At 41.3% G+C, this 22,279-nt stretch carries 22 protein-coding genes; 20 read left to right on the plus strand and 2 right to left on the minus strand.

The window, feature by feature from the left end; all coding sequences use genetic code 11:
- The first annotated feature begins 172 nt into the window (after positions 1 to 172).
- The 14 genes from EQM06_RS05225 (at position 173) to EQM06_RS05290 (ending at position 15,357) form a co-directional block, all read left to right on the plus strand.
- The gene (locus tag EQM06_RS05225; protein ID WP_128745326.1) at positions 173 to 2,086 is read left to right on the plus strand and encodes an NADH-quinone oxidoreductase subunit 5 family protein; all 1,914 of its coding nucleotides are present in this window, start codon (positions 173 to 175) and stop codon (positions 2,084 to 2,086) included.
- Positions 2,086 to 2,952, plus strand: a complete 867-nt coding sequence (locus EQM06_RS05230) for a respiratory chain complex I subunit 1 family protein (RefSeq protein WP_205666596.1) — start codon at positions 2,086 to 2,088, stop codon at positions 2,950 to 2,952. The genes EQM06_RS05225 and EQM06_RS05230 overlap by 1 nt, the downstream gene beginning before the upstream one ends.
- A 78-nt stretch (positions 2,953 to 3,030) precedes the next feature.
- Positions 3,031 to 3,459 (plus strand): NADH-quinone oxidoreductase subunit B family protein, encoded by a 429-nt coding sequence (locus EQM06_RS05235; protein WP_128745328.1) that lies wholly within the window; start codon positions 3,031 to 3,033, stop codon positions 3,457 to 3,459.
- 43 nt (positions 3,460 to 3,502) lie between these two features.
- Positions 3,503 to 3,853, plus strand: coding sequence for an NADH-quinone oxidoreductase subunit C (locus EQM06_RS05240; protein ID WP_128745329.1), 351 nt, complete (start codon positions 3,503 to 3,505; stop codon positions 3,851 to 3,853).
- Positions 3,853 to 4,932 (plus strand): hydrogenase large subunit, encoded by a 1,080-nt coding sequence (locus EQM06_RS05245; protein ID WP_128745330.1) that lies wholly within the window; start codon positions 3,853 to 3,855, stop codon positions 4,930 to 4,932. Before EQM06_RS05240 ends, EQM06_RS05245 begins: the two co-directional genes overlap by 1 nt.
- A gap of 138 nt (positions 4,933 to 5,070) precedes the next feature.
- On the plus strand, positions 5,071 to 5,436 hold the full coding sequence (locus EQM06_RS05250) for a 4Fe-4S binding protein (RefSeq protein ID WP_128745331.1): 366 nt from the start codon (positions 5,071 to 5,073) through the stop codon (positions 5,434 to 5,436).
- Entirely contained in the window at positions 5,402 to 5,740 is a 339-nt protein-coding gene (gene hypA / locus EQM06_RS05255) for a hydrogenase maturation nickel metallochaperone HypA (RefSeq protein ID WP_128745332.1), read from the plus strand. Before EQM06_RS05250 ends, hypA begins: the two co-directional genes overlap by 35 nt.
- A 12-nt stretch (positions 5,741 to 5,752) precedes the next feature.
- Positions 5,753 to 6,403, plus strand: a complete 651-nt coding sequence (hypB, locus tag EQM06_RS05260; RefSeq protein WP_128745333.1) for a hydrogenase nickel incorporation protein HypB — start codon at positions 5,753 to 5,755, stop codon at positions 6,401 to 6,403.
- Entirely contained in the window at positions 6,379 to 8,769 is a 2,391-nt protein-coding gene (hypF, locus tag EQM06_RS05265; RefSeq protein WP_128745334.1) for a carbamoyltransferase HypF, read from the plus strand. The genes hypB and hypF overlap by 25 nt, the downstream gene beginning before the upstream one ends.
- A gap of 56 nt (positions 8,770 to 8,825) precedes the next feature.
- Positions 8,826 to 9,065 (plus strand): HypC/HybG/HupF family hydrogenase formation chaperone, encoded by a 240-nt coding sequence (locus EQM06_RS05270; RefSeq protein WP_128745335.1) that lies wholly within the window; start codon positions 8,826 to 8,828, stop codon positions 9,063 to 9,065.
- Entirely contained in the window at positions 9,040 to 10,092 is a 1,053-nt protein-coding gene (gene hypD / locus EQM06_RS05275; protein WP_128745336.1) for a hydrogenase formation protein HypD, read from the plus strand. The genes EQM06_RS05270 and hypD overlap by 26 nt, the downstream gene beginning before the upstream one ends.
- 21 nt (positions 10,093 to 10,113) lie before the next feature.
- On the plus strand, positions 10,114 to 11,091 hold the full coding sequence (gene hypE / locus EQM06_RS05280; RefSeq protein ID WP_128745337.1) for a hydrogenase expression/formation protein HypE: 978 nt from the start codon (positions 10,114 to 10,116) through the stop codon (positions 11,089 to 11,091).
- 147 nt (positions 11,092 to 11,238) lie between these two features.
- Positions 11,239 to 13,842 carry a hypothetical protein gene (locus EQM06_RS05285; RefSeq protein WP_128745338.1) on the plus strand — a complete coding sequence of 868 codons (2,604 nt, stop codon included), beginning with the start codon at positions 11,239 to 11,241 and terminating at the stop codon, positions 13,840 to 13,842.
- Between the two features lie 90 nt (positions 13,843 to 13,932).
- Positions 13,933 to 15,357: an MFS transporter gene (locus EQM06_RS05290; RefSeq protein WP_164914357.1), complete on the plus strand. Its 1,425-nt coding sequence runs from the start codon at positions 13,933 to 13,935 to the stop codon at positions 15,355 to 15,357.
- Positions 15,358 to 15,391: 34 nt separating this feature from the next.
- On the opposite strand, the gene EQM06_RS05295 is transcribed toward EQM06_RS05290, so the two are convergent.
- Complete coding sequence (locus EQM06_RS05295; RefSeq protein WP_128745340.1) at positions 15,392 to 16,216, minus strand: MerR family transcriptional regulator; 825 nt, start codon at positions 16,214 to 16,216, stop codon at positions 15,392 to 15,394.
- Between the two features lie 189 nt (positions 16,217 to 16,405).
- Here EQM06_RS05295 and prmA point away from each other — a divergent pair, with 189 nt between their 5' ends.
- The 4 genes from prmA (at position 16,406) to EQM06_RS05315 (ending at position 19,372) form a co-directional block, all read left to right on the plus strand.
- Positions 16,406 to 17,377: a 50S ribosomal protein L11 methyltransferase gene (gene prmA / locus EQM06_RS05300; RefSeq protein WP_128745341.1), complete on the plus strand. Its 972-nt coding sequence runs from the start codon at positions 16,406 to 16,408 to the stop codon at positions 17,375 to 17,377.
- The gene (locus EQM06_RS05305; RefSeq protein ID WP_128745342.1) at positions 17,378 to 18,115 is read left to right on the plus strand and encodes an RsmE family RNA methyltransferase; all 738 of its coding nucleotides are present in this window, start codon (positions 17,378 to 17,380) and stop codon (positions 18,113 to 18,115) included.
- A gap of 147 nt (positions 18,116 to 18,262) precedes the next feature.
- The gene (locus EQM06_RS05310; RefSeq protein WP_128745343.1) at positions 18,263 to 18,649 is read left to right on the plus strand and encodes a desulfoferrodoxin family protein; all 387 of its coding nucleotides are present in this window, start codon (positions 18,263 to 18,265) and stop codon (positions 18,647 to 18,649) included.
- Between the two features lie 156 nt (positions 18,650 to 18,805).
- Complete coding sequence (locus EQM06_RS05315; protein WP_128745344.1) at positions 18,806 to 19,372, plus strand: N-acetylmuramoyl-L-alanine amidase family protein; 567 nt, start codon at positions 18,806 to 18,808, stop codon at positions 19,370 to 19,372.
- Positions 19,373 to 19,443: 71 nt separating this feature from the next.
- Here EQM06_RS05315 and EQM06_RS05320 read toward each other — a convergent pair whose 3' ends face one another.
- Positions 19,444 to 20,352, minus strand: a complete 909-nt coding sequence (locus EQM06_RS05320; RefSeq protein WP_128745345.1) for a polysaccharide deacetylase family protein — start codon at positions 20,350 to 20,352, stop codon at positions 19,444 to 19,446.
- A 125-nt stretch (positions 20,353 to 20,477) separates the two neighbouring features.
- On the opposite strand from EQM06_RS05320, the gene mtaB reads away from it, so the two are divergent.
- Positions 20,478 to 21,827 carry a tRNA (N(6)-L-threonylcarbamoyladenosine(37)-C(2))-methylthiotransferase MtaB gene (gene mtaB / locus EQM06_RS05325; RefSeq protein ID WP_128745346.1) on the plus strand — a complete coding sequence of 450 codons (1,350 nt, stop codon included), beginning with the start codon at positions 20,478 to 20,480 and terminating at the stop codon, positions 21,825 to 21,827.
- A gap of 106 nt (positions 21,828 to 21,933) precedes the next feature.
- A complete protein-coding gene (locus EQM06_RS05330) occupies positions 21,934 to 22,275 on the plus strand; it encodes a histidine triad nucleotide-binding protein (RefSeq protein WP_128745347.1) in 342 nt (113 codons plus the stop codon).
- Positions 22,276 to 22,279: the final 4 nt, after the last annotated feature.

The following is a 22,279-nucleotide window of genomic DNA, read 5'->3' on the forward strand; positions in this document are numbered from 1 at the left end:
CAAAGGATATTGATAATAATTTACCAAAGTGATATAATCGCTAATGGATATTCAGTAATATGCGATTGTTATCTTTAAAAAAAATAACGGTGCAAAATGAACTGAATATTTGGGAGCATTTATTTGCGACCCGCAATAATAATTACTTATATAATAGGACAAGAGGTGGCTTATGAGTTTAATTACGGTATTAATACTATTTCCATTAGTAGTGTCTATTGTGACATTCTTGGTCAGAAAGGAGAGCATCAGGAGTGCGATTTTAAGAGTTGGTGCAGTCGGTACAGCAGTACTGACCATCTACACGGCTCTGCAGTATTTCAACGACGGACTGCTCCTGTCATTCGGGGATACAGAACCGATTGATTTGGGGATGATGGTTGTTGAAATCGGTTTGGCTGTGTATATTATTTCCACTGGTATAAAAACAAAGAAGTATTTGCTTTCTTTGTTCTCACTCTTCCAGACCGGTTTAATTCTTTGGTTCGAATTGACCCAAAAAGAAGGAATTGAAGTGGAAACAGGCATCGTATTTGACAAGCTGTCCGGCATTATGATTCTGGTAGTAGGAATCATCGGAAGCTTGATTTGTCTGTATGCGGTTGGTTATATGAAAGCCTATCATAATCACCATACGGACGTGCCGGAAAGAAAATCCTTCTTTTTGTCAGTATTGTTCCTTTTCCTGTCCGCTATGTTCGGATTGGTTTTGTGCAACAACCTGATGTGGATTTATTTCTGTTGGGAGATTACAACATTCTGCTCTTACTTACTGATTGGTTATACCAAAACCCCGGAAGCAAGGAACAATTCCTTACTTGCTTTGACGATCAATGTGGGCGGCGGCGTGGCCTTTGCATGTGCGATCGTAATGATCGGTATGAACTTCGATACGCTGGAGCTTTCAACATTGATTTCCATGAAACCTGAAGCTTTGGTACTGATTCCGGTATTTCTGCTTTGTGTTGCTGCTCTTACAAAGTCTGCGCAGCTTCCGTTTTCAGCATGGCTGTTGGGTGCAATGGTAGCACCTACACCGTCTTCTGCATTGCTGCATTCCGCCACAATGGTAAAAGCAGGTGTATATCTGATTATTCGATTGGCACCGTTACTGGGAACCACATCCGTAGGCCGTATCATTACTTTGGTCGGTGCCGTTACATTCCTGGCATGTTCTCTGATGGCCATTTCCCAGAGAGATGCAAAGAAGGTTCTGGCTTATTCGACCATTGCGAATTTAGGCTTGATTGTTATGTGCGGAAGTATCGGTACGCAGGAAGCCATTTGGGCAGCTATGCTGCTGGTAATATTCCATGCCGTTTCCAAATCCCTTCTGTTCCTATCCGTTGGTGCTATAGAGAATCAGCTGGGAAACAGAAATATCGAAAACATGAACATTTTAATGAACGTATCCAGAAAGCTTGGAGTTTATCTGATGATCGGTATAGCCGGTATGTTCTTGGCACCATTCGGAATGCTGATTTCAAAGTGGGTTGCCATGAAATCCTTTATTGATTCAAACAATATCATTATAGTAATCATGCTTGCTTACGGCAGTGCCGCAACCTTATTCTATTGGGGTAAATGGATTGGAACACTTGTTTCTAACGGCAGCGCAAAGGATCATGAACATCACAGCAAGTTCTCTCTGGATGAAGAAATTCCAATCTTCCTTCAGGCAGCCATTGTTGTCGTATCATGTCTTGCATTTCCGATTATATCGAAGTTCGCGATTGTTCCATATTTATCTGAAACATTTGGGGGAGCAGCTATGGCTCCGATCGGAACAGGCAATCAAATTATCATGGTCATCATGATGAGCATACTTATTTTATTACCTTTAGGCTATATTCCAATAAGCAAAAAGGAAAAAGCCAGAATTACACCGATTTATATGGCCGGTGAAAATGCTGGAGACAATGAAAACTTCATTGCTGCAACTGGCGTAAAGCGTAAGAGTGATTTGAGCAACTGGTATCTGGAAGGATACTTTGGCGGTAAAAATTTTACATTCTGGAGTAATATGACATCTATTGCAATCTTATGCATAGGCGTGTTACTACTTATTTGGAGGTGGGCTTTATAATGTTGTTAGCAATTCGTATTATTTTAATCATTGTTCTGACCCCGTTGGTTGGCGGACTGCTTGCAGGATTCGACCGAATTATCTCAGCAAGAGTGCAGGGAAGAAAGGGACCACCTTTATTACAGCCTTTTTATGATGTATTGAAGCTGATAAAAAAGGAAAACATACAGGTCAATAAGACCTATAAATTTTACGTATATGTTTCGTTGATTTTTATCATTTTAACTGCTGTAATCATGCTGATGGGCGGAGATATTTTATTAGCCATATTTGTATTGACTCTGGGTGCTATTTTCTTTGCATTCGGCGGGTATGCCTCCCAGTCTCCGTACAGTATCATCGGGGCTGAGAGAGAGCTGCTGCAGATGATGGCATATGAACCTATGGTATTGATTACTGCGGCAGGTTTGTATATGGTAAGCAAAACATTTTTCATTTCAGGAATTATCTCACAGGATGTTCCGGCAATCGTTTACTTACCTGCAGTATTTGTCGGATTTGTATATATATTAACGTTTAAGTTAAGAAAATCACCGTTTGATTTAAGCTTAGGACATCATGCTCATCAGGAGCTTGTTCAGGGAATATCTACCGAATATTCGGGAAAAGAATTAGCCGTTATTGAAGTGACCCATTGGTATGAATCCATTATTTCACTGGCTTTCGTTTACGTATTCTTTGCTACAAGCAATCCGGTAAGTCACGTATGGGCTGTTATTGCCTGTCTGGTCGTATATCTGTTTGAAATCATACTGGATAACTCGACCGTGCGTGTAAAATGGCAGCTGGCCTTTAAATCCGCTTGGATTGTTACCGGAGTTGTGAGCATAATAAACCTTATGATCTTATCATTTCTTAAATTTTAATGGGATTTAAGAGAAAGAATAAAACTTTTTATATTTTTAAAATAAGCGGAATATATGTTTATTCGGAAAGTAGGAAATATGAATTTTAATACAAAATCACCATGGATATTACATTATGATGGCACAAGCTGCAATGGATGTGATATAGAAGTTTTGGCATGTCTTACACCGCTGTACGATGTAGAGCGTTTTGGCGTAATTAATACGGGAAACCCAAGACATGCGGATATTTTACTGATTACAGGCAGTGTGAACGATCAAAATATTCCAGTTGTTAAACAGCTTTATGAGCAGATGGCCGATCCGAAAGTAGTTGTGGCCGTAGGAATTTGTGCAACTTCTGGAGGCGTATTCGCAGACTGCTATAACGTAGTGGGCGGCGTAGATAAGGTCATACCGGTAGATGTTTATGTGCCGGGGTGCGCAGCAAGACCGCAGGCTATTATAGACGGTGTGGTAAAAGCGATTGCCGTATTAGACGAAAAACAGAATGCAATGAAGAAGTAATGTCTGATCGGAAACAGCGATTTGACGGAATGGAGATTTATATATGGGAGAACAAAACATTAGAAAAATTTCTTCAGATGAAATTTTAGCTGAGACTATAAATCTTAAAAGTGCAGGGTATCGTCTGGTAGCGATTTCGTGCACCAATAAAGATGGTTTAGAATTAAGTTATTCATTTGATAAGGACTATGATTTTATTAATCTGAGAATAAATATGGACTATGATACTGAAATTGAAAGTATAAGCTGTATTTATCATTATGCTTTTTTATATGAAAATGAAATCGCAGAGCTCTTTGGAGCAAAAATAAAGAATATTGCAGTGGATTTCAAGGATAAACTGTACAGGTTATCGGTAGAGACTCCATTTAATATGAAGAAGGAGGAGGAGTAATGGGAGAGAGAACAGTAATTCCTTTTGGACCCCACCATCCAGTGCTTCCGGAGCCAATTCACTTAGACTTGGTACTTGAGGATGAAAAAGTTGTAGAAGCAATTCCTCAAATCGGTTATGTTCACAGAGGACTTGAAAAATTAGTAGAAAAAAGAGATTTTAAACAATACACTTATATTGCAGAAAGAATTTGCGGAATCTGTTCCTTTATGCACGGCATGGGGTACTGTATGTCCGTAGAAAGCATCATGGGCATCGAAGTGCCGGAGAGAGGGAAGTTCTTAAGAACGATTTGGGCAGAACTATCCCGTATTCACAGCCATTTGCTCTGGCTTGGACTGACTGCGGATGCCTTTGGTTTTGAAAGCTTATTTATGCATTGCTGGAGACTGAGAGAAAAGGTATTGGATATTTTTGAAGAAACAACCGGCGGCCGGGTTATTTTTTCTGTATGTGATGTGGGCGGTGTCCGAAAAGATATTGATGCTGAAACACTGAAAAAAATCGTGGATATACTGACCGGAATGGATAAAGAGATCCGTGAGCTTACACAGGTATTTTTAAACGATTCAACAGTAAAAAGTCGTACGGTAGGTGTTGGTGTCCTTTCTAAGGAAAAGGCACAGGAATTGGGCGCCGTAGGACCAATGGCAAGAGCCAGTGGAATTAAAATGGATATGCGAACGCAGGGATATGCTGCTTACAAGCATCTGAAGTTTGAACCAATCGTTACAACAGAAGGTGATAGCTATGGCAGAATGGTGGTAAGAATCGAAGAAATTTTCCAGGCAATCGACTTAATCAAACAGTGCGTGGAATTGATTCCTGAGGGAGACGTAATAACTAAATTCAAAGGAAATCCGGATGGAGAATACTTTACTCGTCTGGAGCAGCCCCGTGGAGAGGTTATTTACTATGTTAAGGGAAACGGAACCAGCTTCTTAGACCGTGTCAGAGTCCGCACACCGACCTTTGCGAACCTTCCTGCACTTCTTGAAACGCTAAAGAATTGCGATCTTGCAGATGTACCGATTTTAATTCTTACAATCGATCCTTGCATCAGTTGTACAGAGAGATAATGGCAAATTTGTATAGAAATTTCAGTGGCAGCAGTTACTGCCCGAAATTTTTCAGTTAAAAATATTATGACTTGAAATTCAACCTTTATGAAACCTTTAAGGCTGAATTTCAAGCATGGAAAGGCATGGAAAATTAATATGTCTCTATTAAGTATGACAAAGACACTTTTTAAGAGTATCGCTCACGGACCCTATACAGATCTTTATCCGGTTAAACCAAGAGAAAATTTTGAACGTACAAGGGGAAGTATAGGAATTGATATTGAAAACTGCGTTTTTTGCGGAATCTGTTCAAAACGTTGTCCGACAGGAGCTATTACAACGGTAAGAAATGATAAATCTTGGAGCATTGAAAGAATGAACTGCGTTCAATGCGGCTATTGTGTAGAGGTATGCCCTAAAAAATGTCTCAAGATGAAAAATGAATATACTACTCCTGAACTAAAAAAAGTAAAGGATGAATATGTAGATGCACGAGTACCCGATAACGAAGAGAATAATTGAGATTTCCGAAAAATTTGCAAAAGAAAATCATGCGCAGGAAGTGAAACAAATTAACCTGGTCGTCGGAGAGTATTCGGGATACGTTGCCAGTTCCATCGAGCTTTATTTCGAGATCATTGCGGAGGACAGCATATGCAAAAATGCGTCGCTTCATATTGAACGGGTGAAACCCAAACTGAAATGTGACAGCTGCGGCAAATTATTTGAAAGAAAACCATTTTCATTTGAATGTCCGTATTGCCGAGGGGAAGGCCGACCTACAGAGATTGGGCAGGAATTTTACATTAAATCCATAGAGGTATGATAGGAGATACTTATGTCAGAAAACAATGAAATTGAAGTAATGCAATCTGTATATGATAAAAATGATGAAATAGCGGCAAAAATCAATACATCATTGACAGAAAAGGGAATATTTGCAATTAATGTAATGGGAGCACCCGGTGCCGGCAAGACATCAACTCTTATTAAGATTATTGAAAGACTAAAGGATATTACGCCGTATGTTATTGAAGGCGATATTGAAGCGGATATTGATACGAAGACTTTGCAGGCTTTAGGCGTGAAGACCATTCAAATCAATACCAACGGTGCATGCCATTTGGATTCTCCGCTGATTGGTGAGGCGGTAGAGACTCTTAATATTGAGAACGGCGTTCTGTTTATTGAAAATATCGGCAATTTAGTTTGTCCGGCAGAATTTCAGATCGGTGAGCATGTTAAAATGCTTATATCAACGGTAACAGAAGGAAGCGATAAGCCGTATAAATATCCGCTTGCTTTTGAAAAGGCAAACAGTATTATTATAAATAAGTGCGACCTTCTGCCCTATGTAGATTTTGATGAAGAATATTTTATGAAGGGCGTAAGAGCCTTAAATAAAACAGCTCCTGTTTTTAAGATTTCCAGTAAAACAGGAGAAGGCGTTGAGGAAGTCGTTTCATGGATAAAACAAAATGTAAAGTAATGACAAATAAAATAATAGTATCAGGAATTGTACAAGGGGTTGGTTTTCGACCCCTTACTTTTCGCGTTGCGAAAAAAAACAATATAAAAGGAACTGTTCAGAATATTGGAGGAATGGTGGAAATTATTGCCCAATCTTCTGACGAGGACTTTGAAAATTTTTTGTATGATTTGCAGCATGCAGAGTGCGAAGGCTGTGAAATCATCAATATAGAGATCACCGATATCACATCGGAAACCACCGAAAGCTTTGATCAATTTAAAATTATTGAAAGCACATCCAATGAGGTGGTGTCCATTATTCCGCCGGATCTGGCTACCTGCGACACCTGTTTGGAGGAACTGTACAAAAAGGATAACAGAAGATACCAGAATCCGTTCATCAGCTGTATGTCCTGCGGCCCCAGATATACGATTATGGAGGTTCTTCCTTATGACCGAGATAATACGACCATGGAGGATTTCCCTATGTGCGGCGAATGCAATGCGGAGTATATTTCTCCTGAAAGCAGACGCTTTCATGCACAGACTATATCCTGTTACGATTGCGGTCCGTATTTGATTTTTAAAGAATATGACCGTGATAGAAAGAATGTAAAACGGGATAAATTATATAGAAAAAAAGCGGTTCAATGTGATCCGCATAAAGTAAATATATATAAAAATAAAATAAGATTTCAGCGTGCGGTCGAGGTTCTAAAAAATGGCGGAATCCTTGCCGTAAAAGGAATTGGAGGGTATCATTTCGTATGCTCGCCGTTTATGGAGCACACGGTACAAAATTTAAGAAAGCTGAAGGGGCGTGAGGAAAAACCCTTTGCAGTGATGTTTGAATCCGTGGAGGCGATTCGAGAATACTGTGATGTGTCTGTTCCAGAAAAAAAGCTTCTGGAATCTAAAGCAAGACCCATCGTACTGCTTTATTCACATAACGAAAAAATGGCGCCGTCTACGTATAAAGGAAGCATTTACTGCGGTGCGTTCCTGCCTTATACGCCGCTTCAGACCATGCTGCTGCGGGAATGCGGGCCGTTGATCATGACCAGCGGAAATATTTCCGATCAGCCCATCATTCGGGAGGACAGAGAGATGCTGTCCTTAAGAAGTCCGTTGTTGGATGGGGTTTTATACAACAAAAGGCGGATCATTCGGTCTGTTGATGATTCTGTTGCAAAAATTGTGGATGGCAAAGCACAGCTGGTTCGCAGAAGCAGAGGCTATGTGCCGTACCCTGTTTTTTTGCAGGAAAGCAGGAACAATTTAAAAATATTTGCAGCCGGCGGGGATTTAAAGGCCTCTTTCTGTTTGTACAACAGGGGGAGTGCTGTAGTATCCCAATATTTTGGGGACTTGGAAGAACGTTCCATCTTGGAAGAATATAAAAAATCTGTGGACGATTTATCCAAGCTGTTAAAGATGGAGCCGGATATGGCGGTCTGCGACCTGCATCCCAATTACTTTTCCACCAGATTTACCGAGTCTTTAAATAAACCAATTCTTTATGTTCAGCATCATCATGCACACATTGCATCCGTTATGGCAGAGCATAATTTAAAGGGAAAAGTCATCGGAATCGCTTTTGACGGAACCGGATACGGTACGGATGGGAATATTTGGGGAAGCGAATTCCTGATCTGCCAGGGAGCGGAGTTTCAGAGGGCAGCTCATTTAAAGTATGCTCCTATGCTGGGAGGAGACCAGTCCATGAAGGACGCCAAGAAAACGGCAGATTGCTTTTTAGTGGAAGCAGGGCTGGAACAATATATCCATGACGATAGAAGTGATTTGATTCAAGCCGCCCTGAGAAATCACATCAATACAGTTCTGACCTCTAGTATGGGCAGACTTTTTGATGCAGTTTCCAGCATTCTTGGGATTCTGGATGAGAACCATTACGAAGGGGAATGTGCGGCCTATCTGGAAAAAGAAGCCCTTTTGGCTGAAAAGAGCAAAATCTTTCCGGAGCCCATGTCCTTTAAGATTCTAAGAAAAGATGATATGATAGAAATAGATCCGGCACCTGTTTTGGAAGTGCTGTGCAGATTCCGGGAAGAAACAGACCATACGGGAGCTTCTTTCCTTTCAAGGCGCCAGTCTCTGGCGCTGGGCTTTCATTATGCGCTTGCAGAGGCCATACGGAACGTATGCCGTCTGTTAAGAGAGCAGCATCAAGTGAGCACGGTTGCTTTCAGCGGCGGCGTTTTTCAGAATTCTGTTCTGACAAACCGTCTAATCAAACAGCTGCGGCAGGATGGATTTATGGTCTATTATAATATAGCCGTGCCTCCCAATGATGGGTCTATCAGTTTAGGACAGACGTATGTGGGTATAATGAAGGCAGAGCAGAATGAAAGTTTGAACATGTAGGACAGAAATCCACGGATGAAGCATTCGTGATTTTCTAGGGTAAAGTAGGTGAAATTATGTGTGTTGCAGTACCGGGAAAAATAGTAGAAATAAATGGCAGTACAGCTAAAGTAGATGTGATGAACAATACGTGTGATGTGAATATCAAGCTGGTTCAGGCTAAAATCGGTGATTATGTGTTGATTCATGCCGGCTGTGCCATTGATGTGTTAAGCAAAGATTCAGCGGAGGAAATACTCTGGATGTTCAAAGAACTGGAGGAGGAAGTGCATGATAACTCTTCAGCAGATCACTAGGGAATTAAAAGAATACGACGGAAGAGAAATTAAAATTATGGAGGTGTGCGGAACTCATACTTCCAGCATTTTTAAAAATGGTATACGAAGCTTGATCTCGCCAAAGATAAAGCTCATATCCGGGCCGGGATGCCCGGTCTGTGTGACGCCCTCCGTATATGTGGACAAGCTGGTGGATATTTCTTTAAAAGAGAATCACTGCGTTCTGACCTTTGGAGATATGATGAAAGTAAAAGGAAATGAACATTCTCTGACAGAGGCGGCTGCCATCGGAGGGAAGGTAAAAGTCGTGTATTCTCCGCTGGATGCCGTAAAGATCGCTACGGAAGATGCCAATACGCAGTATGTGTTTGCTGCTGTTGGATTTGAAACGACCACGCCGATTTATGGCATATTGATTGACGAGATTATTAAAAAGCAGATTTCAAATTTAAAGATTTTGACTTCTCTTAAGACCATAACACCGGCACTCACCTATATCTGTGAAAACGAAAAAAATATCGATGCATTTATAGCACCGGGTCATGTGAGCGTCATCATCGGCTGTGATGCTTATAAAGAACTGGCCGAGAAATATCATAAGCCTTTTGTGGTGGCAGGTTTTGAAGGCGAACATATTTTGGCGGCTGTTTATGAAATTTTTCTCCAGCTCAAAGAAAACAAAGCCTGCATGAAAAACATGTATATCAGTGCGGTTTCGGATAAAGGAAATATGCAGGCTCTTTCTGTTATCAACCAGTATTTTGAACCAAAGGACGACTTCTGGCGCGGTATTGGCGTGATAGAAAAATCCTCTCTGAGGTTAAAGCCGGAATACTTTCAGTATGATGCCGGAAGTGATTTTGATGAATATAAGGAGAGTCCGCCAAAAGGATGCAAATGTAAAGAAGTGATCCTGGGCAGAATCAGTCCGGCAGAATGTCCTTTATTTGCAAAGCAATGCACTCCGCTGAGCGCGGTGGGACCATGTATGGTATCCGCTGAGGGAGCATGCGGCATATGGTATAAAAACAGAGGAAGAGAATAAGAAGGAAGAAGTGGAGAAAAAATGAAAATAGATATATCCTATGGAAGCGGCGGAAAACAGACCAGTAATCTGATCAATGATATATTTTTAAAGAATTTTGACAATGAGGTACTGAATAGGCTGGAGGATGCTGCCGTACTCGATATAAAAGGCAGGATTGCCTATACGACGGATTCTTTTGTTGTCACCCCCATGTTTTTTAAAGGCGGAAACATTGGTAAATTAGCCATCTGCGGAACGGTAAATGATCTCTCCATGATGGGGGCGGAACCACGGTATCTGACTGCCGGATTTATCATTGAAGCCGGAGCGGACAGTGAGGTAATCGAACAGATCGCTCATACCATGAAGATAGCGGCAGAGGAAGCCGGTGTAAAAATCGTCGCCGGGGATACCAAGGTCATAGAAGGAAATGGCAACGTCTATATCAATACGTCCGGAGTGGGAGAAATCCTTAAGGAAGGAATCAGTATCCAAAATTGCAGGGAGCAGGATGTGATTTTGCTGTCCGGAAATTTAGGGGAGCATCACGCGGCCATCATGTCCGAGAGAATGGGAATTGAAAACAATATCGCAAGTGATTGCGCCCCGCTTTTCTCGATTGTTTCAGATCTTTTGGAAAATAAAATCAATATAAGGTGTATGAGAGACGTGACCAGAGGAGGGCTGGCAACGGTCTTAAATGAGGTTTCAGAAAGCTCAAAATGCAGAGTAGAAATCGAAGAGCCTTCTCTTCCGGTCAGTGATGAGGTCAAGGGCTTTTGTAATATTCTGGGACTGGATCCGCTTTATATGGCCAATGAAGGAAAAATGATTGCAGTGGTTCCGCCGGAGCAGGCTGAAAAGGCTCTTGAAATCATGAGAAACAATCATTACGGAGCCAATGCGGCGATTATAGGACGCATTACGAAAGGCACAGGGGTCAGCATGACCACAGTGCTGGGCGGAAACCGAATGGTGGACATCCTTTATGGAGAAGGATTACCGCGAATCTGTTAGCAAATTTTAATTGCACAAACAGGACAATTCATATATAATAATTTTTTGTGAATAATTGCACAGGACTCTATACCAATAGGGTCCTGTGTCTTTTAATGAAGCCCTGAAAGATATACATAGGAAATAAGGCAGCAAGAGAGGAAGCAGATGAAGGCAGTATACAAAAATTTTACGTTAGGAGCAATAGAAGAAAACCTATCCAATCTAATTAAGGATTGCAGTATGTGGAGTGATTTGAATGTCTCTTTTGAAGAATATGACATATTGAATCAGAAAATACAGGAAGCCATGCGCATAAAGCCGGATATCGGTCAGATGCAGAAAAGATATCCGCTGGTACATATGACCCATGCAGTATATGTAATCCTATACGAAGAATATCAAGAGGAAGAAGACTTTTGGAAGGTTTACGGAGATAAATTGGGTGCAGACCTGAGCCAAAACGAAAAAACCGTGCTGGCAAAAAACTGGGAATTAATACTGGAACAATTAGGCCTGGTGAAAAAGAGCCCGGAGATAAGCTGCGCAGAAGAATTGCCGCTTTTATCTCAGATCGGCATACCGAACAGCGAGTTGGAAGATCTGTTTGATGCGGTCAAGTACCGGGATACACAGGAAGAATTTCAGCCGCAGGTGTTGATGGAACAATGGATGGAATGCAGGAGCTATGCGGTTGGAGCCGCCACGAGAGCCTATATAAAATGGCATCCGGAGAAAGCAGCACAATTCCTTTGCCGTGTCAATGAACTGATTCATACAGATCAGGCGAAAGCGAGCAGTCTCAAATTGGACGAAAGGATATGGCATAAATTTTCTCAATGGCTTGAAAAAGAAAAGTACAGAGGAAGGAAACCTCCCAGGAGCTCAGAAAATCCATCTCCTTATTTAATATATGATTCTAATCAGAACCAATTTCATATGGTTCTGCCTCCCTACTCGGTCAAAAATGAATATGCGGATTCTGTGAACTGCATGATAATAGATAATGATTATAACCGGTATCATGGCAGAAGCAGGATTTTCAGTGATGGATCGAGAAGGTATACCAAAGAGCAGAGGGTGCCTGTAAAAGCAGCCAGATCTTACATTCTTCACTGGTATGAGGATACAGATGAAAGCAATTCTGTATTGGAAAAAAGAATCACAGGCCCTTTTGGGTATGGAGCGGCCATTTTTGATTTAAAAGGCAGACCGGTTCAAGAGGTATTTTCTCCGGAGATGTTTCCCTCAGAGCCCAGTGCCTCAGCACCGTTGCTACTGAAAAATATCCGATACAAAGAAAGCTTTGGAAAGCAGAACAGTCCCATTCTCTATTGGGATATACAGGCTTGCTGTTCAAATAATATTCCTCTTCTGGTAAGGCGGCTCGATGAGGATATGTCTTCCCTTAGGATAGATCCAGCCAGGTACGGAAAACTAAAAGCGGCTTCGGGAGAAAAACATTTTATATATCTGGAGCATAAACTGAAAAGCGGAATATACAGTATACAGCCGCAAGCAGAGGTTCCTATGCCGAAGGAGGAGGCCTATGGGCTTTTACATTTTGAGAATACAAATCTTTTGAAGTATAAGGGAGAGGACTATAAGGATCGCATAGGAAGTCTGAACGATATACTGATCACAACAGGTATGAATTATGATTCTGTGAAAATGCTGCAAAAAATAAAGACCATTGTAGAAAAAACCGGAGAAAAGAGAGACCCTTATCTGGATGAAAGAGGGTGCGCCGTATTGCTTCTGTTAATTTGCAGTTTTTGCGGAACGTATAATGAAAGGGAAGCAGAACTGCGTCTTGGTGAAGAACATAAAAAATGTGTCAAATATATTAGAGAAATTCTGTATTATATCAGCACACATATGCTGGATGCAAGGCAAAGAGCCATGATTCTGCAAAACTTATGGAAGAAAAATGTATCAGAGGAACAGCTGCACATATGCTTTGATGTTCTGAAACTTCAAACTGCCATTTTTGAAAAAAAGGAGAAAGAATGTTCTCCATTGATGGAGCGTCTGTCTGAAACACAAGACATAACTGCTATGCGGGCTTTGATAAAAAATAAAACAGATGAATCCCTGGGAATGAGACTGCTGCGGCTCATTGGGCTTCCTGCCATGAGAGAAATGCTGCATTTTAAGGAGAATCCCACTACAAAGTCCGAATGGATTGCCTGTTATGAAGCACTTTTCCATGGGGATAAGGTTAAAGCCGATTATCGGTTCCTGCCCACTCCTAAAATTACAGGAAATCATGAAGAGTTCAACACGATGGTGGATTGGAGCATGTCGGGAACCTATCATTCTCCTGAAATCCATTTTGAGGAAAAACAAAGCGAGGGCATAGCTTTCTGCGGCAGACGTTATCTGGACGTGCTGCTCTCCTGGTATATGAAATACATGAAGAAGCGAAGAAATCTGGCAGAAGACGTGAAAGAACTCATCATGCAGATTACAGATGTTGACGGGGCCTATCAGAGCTTGAAGCCTGAAATTCGGAATTCCATTGTTTTTTATGAAAGAGCGCTCCGAGACCGGTGCACAGAAGAAAAAAGTGTATTTGCTTCTTTTTATTACTGCGGATTGGCTTCTGTCATCTTAGCCTCCGGTGCATATCTGGAATTAGACGGGGATACCTTCTGCATTTGTGATGCATTTTTGCAAAAAATGAGTCAAATTTTTCCGGAGCTGGTAGAAAGAGATTTGCTGCTGGCAGATGTCTATACTATGTTTAATATGGGATTGACCTCGAGATAGAACAGAACAGGTAAAAAATAAATAATTTTATAAAAAACTATTGACTATATGGTAACTGTATACTTTAGAATATGAGTGGGAGGGGATAATGTGAAACTTTCACTCAAGATCAAAACAGCGTATGGAATAATAGCCATCGCTGACCAATGTCTGTATTTTCTTTATGGAACCTTTTTCTTATTTTTTACGACAACCGTAGTCGGATTGCATCCCGGTATTGCAGGAGCCATTGCCGCTCTTGGAGCCATATGGGATGCTTTAAGTTCTGCAATTATCGGATTCATTTCGGATCATACTCATTCGAGATTTGGAAAACGGAGAATGTTTATTCTATGTGCATCCATACCGGTAGCGATTGTTACTACCCTGTTGTTCACAGCTATTCAAGCGACCATGACCATGAAAATTATTTATTATACCTGTATGACTTTATTGTTCTGGACCGGGTACGCTTCCTTTTTTATTCCTTTTTTAGCCTGGGGAGCAGAACTTACAGAGGATTACAATGAACGAACACGGCTCAGATCCTTTGCTTATGTGGGGAATACTTTAGGTATGGCAGTCGGTGCGGTGATTCCTACCATTTTCGTGGATTATTTGATGAATATGGGAAGAACACAGGCGCAGGCCTGGCATGGAACCGCAGCTATGATTGCGGGTTGTGTTTTCTTATCCTTAGTCATAGGCGCCTGGATCATAAAAGAACCGGGGAATGTAAACGGCCAATCTGAAAATGAGAAAATAACTCTCAACACCTTTTGGCAGATGTCTAGGGATCTGGTCAAAGGCTTTACGGAAATTTTGAAATTAAAAAGCCTTCGGTTTGTCATATACGCCAGTATATTATATTTAGCGGCCAACACGATCTTTGTGGCAGACAGGTTATATTTTTATACCTATAACATGGGCCTGGATCCTTTAAGTATAACGGCTTTAATGGCAATAGAACCTTTTGCGGGGATGGTATTTGTACCGATTTTAATAACGACAGGCAAAAAATTGGATAAGCGCAGCCAATATATGATAGGAATGACCATCTGCGGCATGAGTCTGCTGATTCTCCGGGTCATAGGAACCACTAATTTTGCCGAGGCTGCTTTCATGCTGGTCGCTTTCGGATTAGGGGCGATTTGCTACTGGCAGCTTATGCCCGCTATGATTTATGATGTCTGTGAGGTAGATGAATTGATTAACGGGAAACAGCGGCAGGGAACTATTGTATCCCTTCAAGCCATGTCGGAATCCATATCGGAAGCAGTCGGACTGATACTTTTGGGGAACATGCTTCAATGGGCAGGCTTTGACGGAAATGCATCTGTACAGCCAAAGGAGGCGCTGCTGTGGGTAGAAAATGCCTTCACCCTGATACCTGCTGTTTTTATGTTTTTATCGGTCTACATGATCTATAAATATCCCATAACAAGAAAAGTGTTCAATAAGGTCCTTGCAGCGGTGGAAAAACAGAGGCAGGGAGAAGAAATAGAATTGGAAAAGTTTAAAAAGATTTTAATGTAAGCTTGTAATAATTCACCATTCGGTTTATGGTGAATTATTTTTTGCAGTGAACGGATATTTTTATCATATAATTATCGTAGCCGCACATAGAAAGTTCATCCAGCATAGTATCCTCATAAAAATATTCTCCCGGTGTATAGCCTTTTTGGAGCAGATCATCCAAAAGGGTCTGATAGCTTTTAAAGGCCGTATCAAATCCATTTCTATGGTATATGACTCCATATACGCCCGTTGGTTTTACGTGAAGATCCGGGTAGCTTTTATCCGAAACCTTAGTATATATGTGCGCATAGGAATAGTAAAGGCCGCCGGTGGGCATGTCACAGGTTCGGATGGTGCTCCCGGTGGAGAGGATCATATAAAGGCCTATGTCGTGACAATAATTGTAATGCATGGTGATTGCGGCCGCCATGGATCTGTCATCCGGCTTGCCGTTATAATCCGTCGTAATGAGATATTCCTCCGGCATTTCTATATAGGTGACTTTTTCGGTCTCTGCTTTCAGCCCCTCCTCTGTAATATCGGTTTTTGTCTGAATATAACTGCTGATCCACTGAAGTTCCTTTATTTTGTTTTCAACCTCTCTTTGCTTTTCGTGAAGAAGCTGAATAAGGCTTTGGGGCGTTCTGGTGTCCAGATAATTTTTAATTTCCTTTAAAGGCATATCGAGCTCCTTTAACATGGAAATAATCTCAAAAACCTCAATCTGTTGATGGGAGTAATATCGATAACCATTTTCTCCGATGATTTCAGGTGAAAAAAGTCCAATTTCATCGTAGTGAAATAAAGTCTGTTTTTTTATGTGAAACAGTCTTGCCAGTTCTCCCGTAGTAAAATAATTCTGTTTCATTAATTCCATTGTCTGTTCTCCTTTTTTATTCTGCGGTGGTTTTCGTATTCCGGATTGCCTAAACCGTACTGCTTTAGTATAATGTATGGACAAGGTATTTTTATATTATAACCTATTTGGGAAAATATAGAAGCCTGATTCTTTGATTAAATAGGGGAATAAGGCAGAATATTTAAAGATTTTTAAACGAGGTTGGAAATGAACTATATTGAGACAAAGATTTATACGAGCAGAACTGGAATAGAACACATTCTCAATGTGCTGTCCGAAATGGGCATAGAGGATGCGGTGATAGAAGATCCTTCGGATATAGAAGAGCTGATGGATAAGAAACATTCGTACGATTGGGACTACGTGGATGCCCGTGTGATGGAGCAGATTCATGAAGAACCGGCTGTCATTTTGTATATGGAGGATTCCCCGGACGGAGAAAAAGGGGTACAATCGGTAAAACAGGCAGTCGCCGAACTAAAAAAACGTATGGATATGGGAGCATTCGGCCAACCGCTTTCTTTTGGAAGGATGGAAGTGGAAACTAAAAGGGTTCGGGATGAAGAATGGAAGGATAAATGGAAAGAATTCTTTAAGCCCGCAAAAATAACGGACAGAATCGTCGTAAAGCCTACTTGGGAGACCTATGAAAAGCAGTCAGAAGAAGAGCAGATCATTGAAATCGATCCGGGTATGGCCTTTGGTACGGGAACTCATGAGACGACAACCCTCTGCATCAGGCTGATGGAAAAGTACGGCCGGGAGGGAGATGCTGTGCTGGATGTGGGATGCGGATCCGGTATTTTATCTATTGCAGCAGCTTTAATGGGCATAAGGAATATTCTTGGCGTGGACATCGACCCGATAGCCGTTGAGGTTTCTAAAGAAAATGTTGCATTAAACGGGTTTGCCGACCGCGTGACTATTCAATATGGTGATTTGACAAAAGGCATCGATTATAGAGCGGATGTGGTGGTGGCCAATTTAATGGCAGATCTGGTCATGATGCTGTCCTGTGATGTGGCGAAGCATCTAAAAGACGGCGGAATTTTTATCTCTTCCGGTATTTTGATCGAGAAGGAAGGGCAGGTTTCGGAAGCTATTCGGAAAAATGGATTTGAAGTAATAGAAATAGCAGAGCAAGGTGATTGGTGCGCCATAGCAGCGAGGTTAAAATAAATGAGCAGATTTTTTACTACGGACGATAATATTGGGGATAAGACCATAAAAATAACAGATAAACAGGACATCCAGCATATGATGAAGGTGCTCCGACTGCGAGAAGGGGATCGGATCGATATATCCGATTCGGTGAAATGGGAATATGAAACTGAAATCCTATCTATGAACAAAGAGGTGGTTGAGGCAATTATACTGGATAAGCAGAAATTTACCAACGAACCCTTTCTTAAGGTAACCCTGTTTCAGGGCATTCCAAAACAGGGGAAGATGGAATTCATTATACAAAAAACAGTGGAACTGGGGATTTATGAAATCGTACCAGTCTTTACAGACCGAACGATTGTGACGGATAACGGAAATTTTTCCAAAAAGATTGAGCGCTGGCAAAAGGTTTCCGATGAAGGGGTCAAACAGTGCAAGAGAGGAATTATCCCTGCTATTTGTCAGCCCCTGGCTTTTCGGCAGATGCTTGGGTTGCTGGAAGGCTTTGATCTGGTACTCTTTCCCTATGAAAATGAGGAGAGAAGGACCATAAAGGATGCATTGAGAGAGCTGGAACATCAGCCGGAAACGGCCGCTATCATCATCGGGCCGGAGGGCGGATTTTCGGATAAGGAAGCAGAGCAGCTGAAACAAATCCGTTCCCAATGCGTTACCTTAGGGAAAACCACACTCCGAACAGAAACTGCGGGAATGGCAGCTTTGGCCATGGTTATGTACGAGCTGGAGCTTTAAAAAATTTAAAACCAGCGTGTTTAAACAGACCCTTGACAAGGTATATATTTCATATAAAATAAAATCTTTACTGGATATTGACTGGTAAAGAAGGTATAATGTAGAAAAAGTATTGGTTATGTTTTTTATGTTTGGGAGGTAAAAGGTATGAGTGAAAAAAATTTTTTTGTATGCAAACATTGCGGTAACTTAGTTGAAATGGTTCATAGCTCCGGCGCACCAATGGTCTGTTGCGGAGATCCAATGACAGAGCTTGTAGCCAATACAGTAGAAGCAAGTGTTGAAAAACATATACCTGTGGTAACTGTAGAGGGCAATGTTGTACATGCTAAGGTCGGTTCCGTTGAGCATCCGATGGTTGAAGAACACTTCATTCAATGGATCTATTTAAAGACTTCAAAGGGTGTGCAAAGAAAGCATCTGGCACCCGGAGAAAAACCGGAAGTGGAATTCCATATGGCTATGGATGAAAAGCCGCTGGAAGTTTACGAATATTGCAACTTACACGGACTTTGGAAAGCAGAAGTAAAATAGTAAGATCATAAAACAGGAGCTGATACATGTGTATCAGCTCTTTTTGTACACGTAAAACCTGACGTTTAACGCCGGGGTGGTTTTTTGATATCATTTGGAACGCTCTCTCATATAATGGTATATATATTGGTTTAACAGAAATGGAGAGAGGTTTATATGGCAATTAAAATTTTTATTGATCAGGGACATAACCCGCAAAACCCAAACGCCGGTGCGGAAGCAAACGGAGTAAGGGAACAGGACATTACGTATGAAGTGGGCGTCAGACTGGCAGCTCTTTTAAACAGCAACCCCAATTTTGAAGCGGAGCTTTCGAGAAATTCCCCTACGGAGGTACTTGGAACAAGCAATGCCACCAGCCTTCAGGCCAGAGTCTATGCCGCCAATTCCTGGGGCGCAGATTTCTTTATAAGCCTGCACTGTAATTCCAGCGAGATAACGGAGGCCAGCGGAAGCGAGGCTTTTGTCTATAGGAATGACAGTCCGGCTTATGATATGGCGATTCGATTACTGGAGGGACTTCATTATATGACGGGGCTGGAAAACAGAGGCGTATTTGTACGGCCGTCCTTATATGTACTCAGAGCGACGGATATGCCGTCTGTTCTTGTGGAAATGGGATATATAACCAATGTCAACGATGCGTATCTTATGACCAGTGATCCGCAAAGCTTTGCAAGAGGACTCTACAACGGAATTTTATTACACTATGGCATGCTTTAAAAGGCTTCATGCTATGCTGTAAAGCAGATAGAGGATAAGGGAAGGACGGCAGAGCAAGTGCCGCCCTTCATTCAATTTTCTAAAATATTTTTGAAGAAGTTCGAACTGCTTTTTCCGGGAGGGCGAAGAAATCTTCCCAGTTGGTACAAGCATTGCGGATCCCGGGAAATTTTATTTACTTTTTGACTACAGGTCAGAGAAGCCTTAAAGCCCATTTCCTTGATGAGGGACTCTGACTTTTCTGTGTAATAGCCGAAAGGATAGACAATGGTATTGGGCGTGGTGCCGGTATAGTCGATGATTTCCTGCTGAAGGCGTCCGATGTCGTCTTCAAAATTTTCTTTATAGATTTCAAGAGCTTCCCCAGATTTTTCACTGCATCCTTTCCTTCCGTGATCATACGTATGCATGTCGTAGGTATGATTTTGTATTTCCACATGACCGGACAGGATCATTTCATTGATCTGATTCCATGTTAAATAAGAGTAATAGGCATTATTGACTTTGATCAGGCTGTATCGGTCTGTTTCGCAGCCCAGAATGGAAATAACGGCCTTTTCATTGTATTCCTTAAGCAAAGGAAAGGCATAGAGATAATTGTTGTAAAAACCATCGTCAAAGGTCAATATTACAGGTTTCTCAGGCAAGGGCGCACCGTTATATACATAGTCGATCAATTCGCTCATGGTAATGGTGCTATACCCGTTCTCCTTTAAATATTTTAAATCATTTTCAAATAAATCCGGAGAAATAAAATATTGATTTTGGAGTTTTTTGTCTTTCACTAATCCGTGATACATTATAATAGGCAGGTCTATTTTATCTGAGTCCGATGCTTTCTCTTTTACTGAAATGGATGTGCTGTTCCCCACTGAGGGCGGAGATACGTACAGCTTACAAAGAATGGAAACCGACAGTATCACGATACATATTGTCAGGGAAGACCATATTGCAGGCCAGATAAATTTATGAAATCGCATGTTAACCTCCCATATGTTAATATATAAACTATATGAACAGAGGGGATAAAATATGATTTTACTGAGTTGAAAAAAAGACTCGGATAGGATATGATAGATTGAATACAATGTGGAGGACGTAGAAAATGCGGGTTGGAATAAAAACGCTGGGATGTAAGGTAAACCAATATGAAAGCGAAGCAATAAAGGAAAATTTTAAAAAGAATCATCATGAAATCGTAAACGAGAATGAGTTTGCGGATGTTTATATTATTAATACATGCACCGTGACCAGTCTGGCAGACAGAAAATCCAGACAGTATATCAGAAGAATGAAAAAAATCAATCCGGACAGCATTGTTGCCGTAACGGGATGCTACGCTCAGGTAAGTCCGAAGGAGGTGGCAGCCATAGAGGCGGTGGATATTGTCACCGGAACGAATCAAAAAAGTAAGCTGGTGGAGCTGGTTGAAAATTATAAAAAGACTTCTTCTAGCGAAACAGAGAACGTGGTAGAGGAATATGAACAGCTTTGCGAATATGAAGAAACCGGGATCATCACTTCGATGGAATCCAGAACAAGAGCCTATATTAAAATACAGGAAGGGTGTAATCGGTTCTGCTCGTATTGTGTGATTCCTTATGCCCGGGGAAAGGTTCGGAGCCGGGCGGTGAGCGACATTATTCGGGAAGCTGAAAGCCTTATAGCGCAGGGGTTTAAGGAAATCACCCTGACGGGTATCAACACAGCTCTATATGGCACAGAAGAGGGATTTAAAGAAAAGAATCCTATAAAGGAAGGGCTTCAAGGCATCGAAATAATCCTCGATGAATTGGAACGGCTGGCGGGAGATTTCAGAGTTCGGTTGAGTTCTCTGGAACCGACTGTTATTAATGCGGAGTATGTGGAAGGGCTTTTAAAATATAAGAAACTTTGTCCCCACCTGCACTTATCCGTTCAAAGCGGAAGCAATAAAATACTGAAGGCTATGAACAGGCGGTATGGCCGGGAGGACTATCTGGATATCGTACGGGTCTTAAGGAATTTTGATGGGGGATATGGCCTTACTACGGATATCATTGTAGGCTTTCCGGAGGAGACGGAAGAGGATTTTAAAGAAAGCTTAGATGTGATTGAAAAGGCTGAATTCTGCAAGGTGCACGTGTTCAAATATTCCAAAAGGGAAGGAACAAGGGCGGCTTTAATGAAAGGCCATGTGTCTTTCGAGGTCAAGAACAGAAGAAGTGAGGAAATGATTGCAGTGGGCAATCGGGTGTCCCAAGGCTTTTTTCAAGATCAGCTCAATACGGAGCGAACTGTTTTGATTGAAGAATATATAGAAGAAATCAACTGTCTGACCGGCTATACGGAAAATTATATAAAAGCCTATATCAACTGTGAGAGCCTGTCTTTCGAAAAACTGCTCAATACCTTTGTACCTGTGAAGCTGACAGAGCTTTATAAGGATGGAGTCCTGTGCCGGTTAAATCCTTGACAAAAACGATTAAAATTTAACGGCGGTAAATGAGAGTATTCCTTGAAAATTAACATAAAATGGAGTATAATAATAGAATCATGAAGCTGAAAAAGGAGTTGAACATATGGCAGAATGTATCTTTTGTATGATCGCAAATAAAGAAATACCATCCAAGATAGTATATGAAGATGATCAAATCATTTGCTTTCACGATTTAGAACCTCAGGCACCTGTTCATGTTCTGATTATTCCCAAGAAGCACATTTCGTCTCTGGATGATATAACCGGTGAAGATCAGGAATTACTTGGACATATTATGTTAAAAGTGAAGGATATTGCAAAAGAGCTTGGACTTGAAAATGGGTACAGGCTTGTAAATAATTGCGGTGAAGATGGTTTTCAGACTGTAAAGCACTTACATTTTCATCTCTTGGGGAAAAGAAAAATGACCTGGCCTCCAGGTTGATGAA

It is taken from the genome of Aminipila luticellarii (assembly GCF_004103735.1).
Lineage (GTDB): Bacteria > Bacillota > Clostridia > Peptostreptococcales > Anaerovoracaceae > Aminipila > Aminipila luticellarii.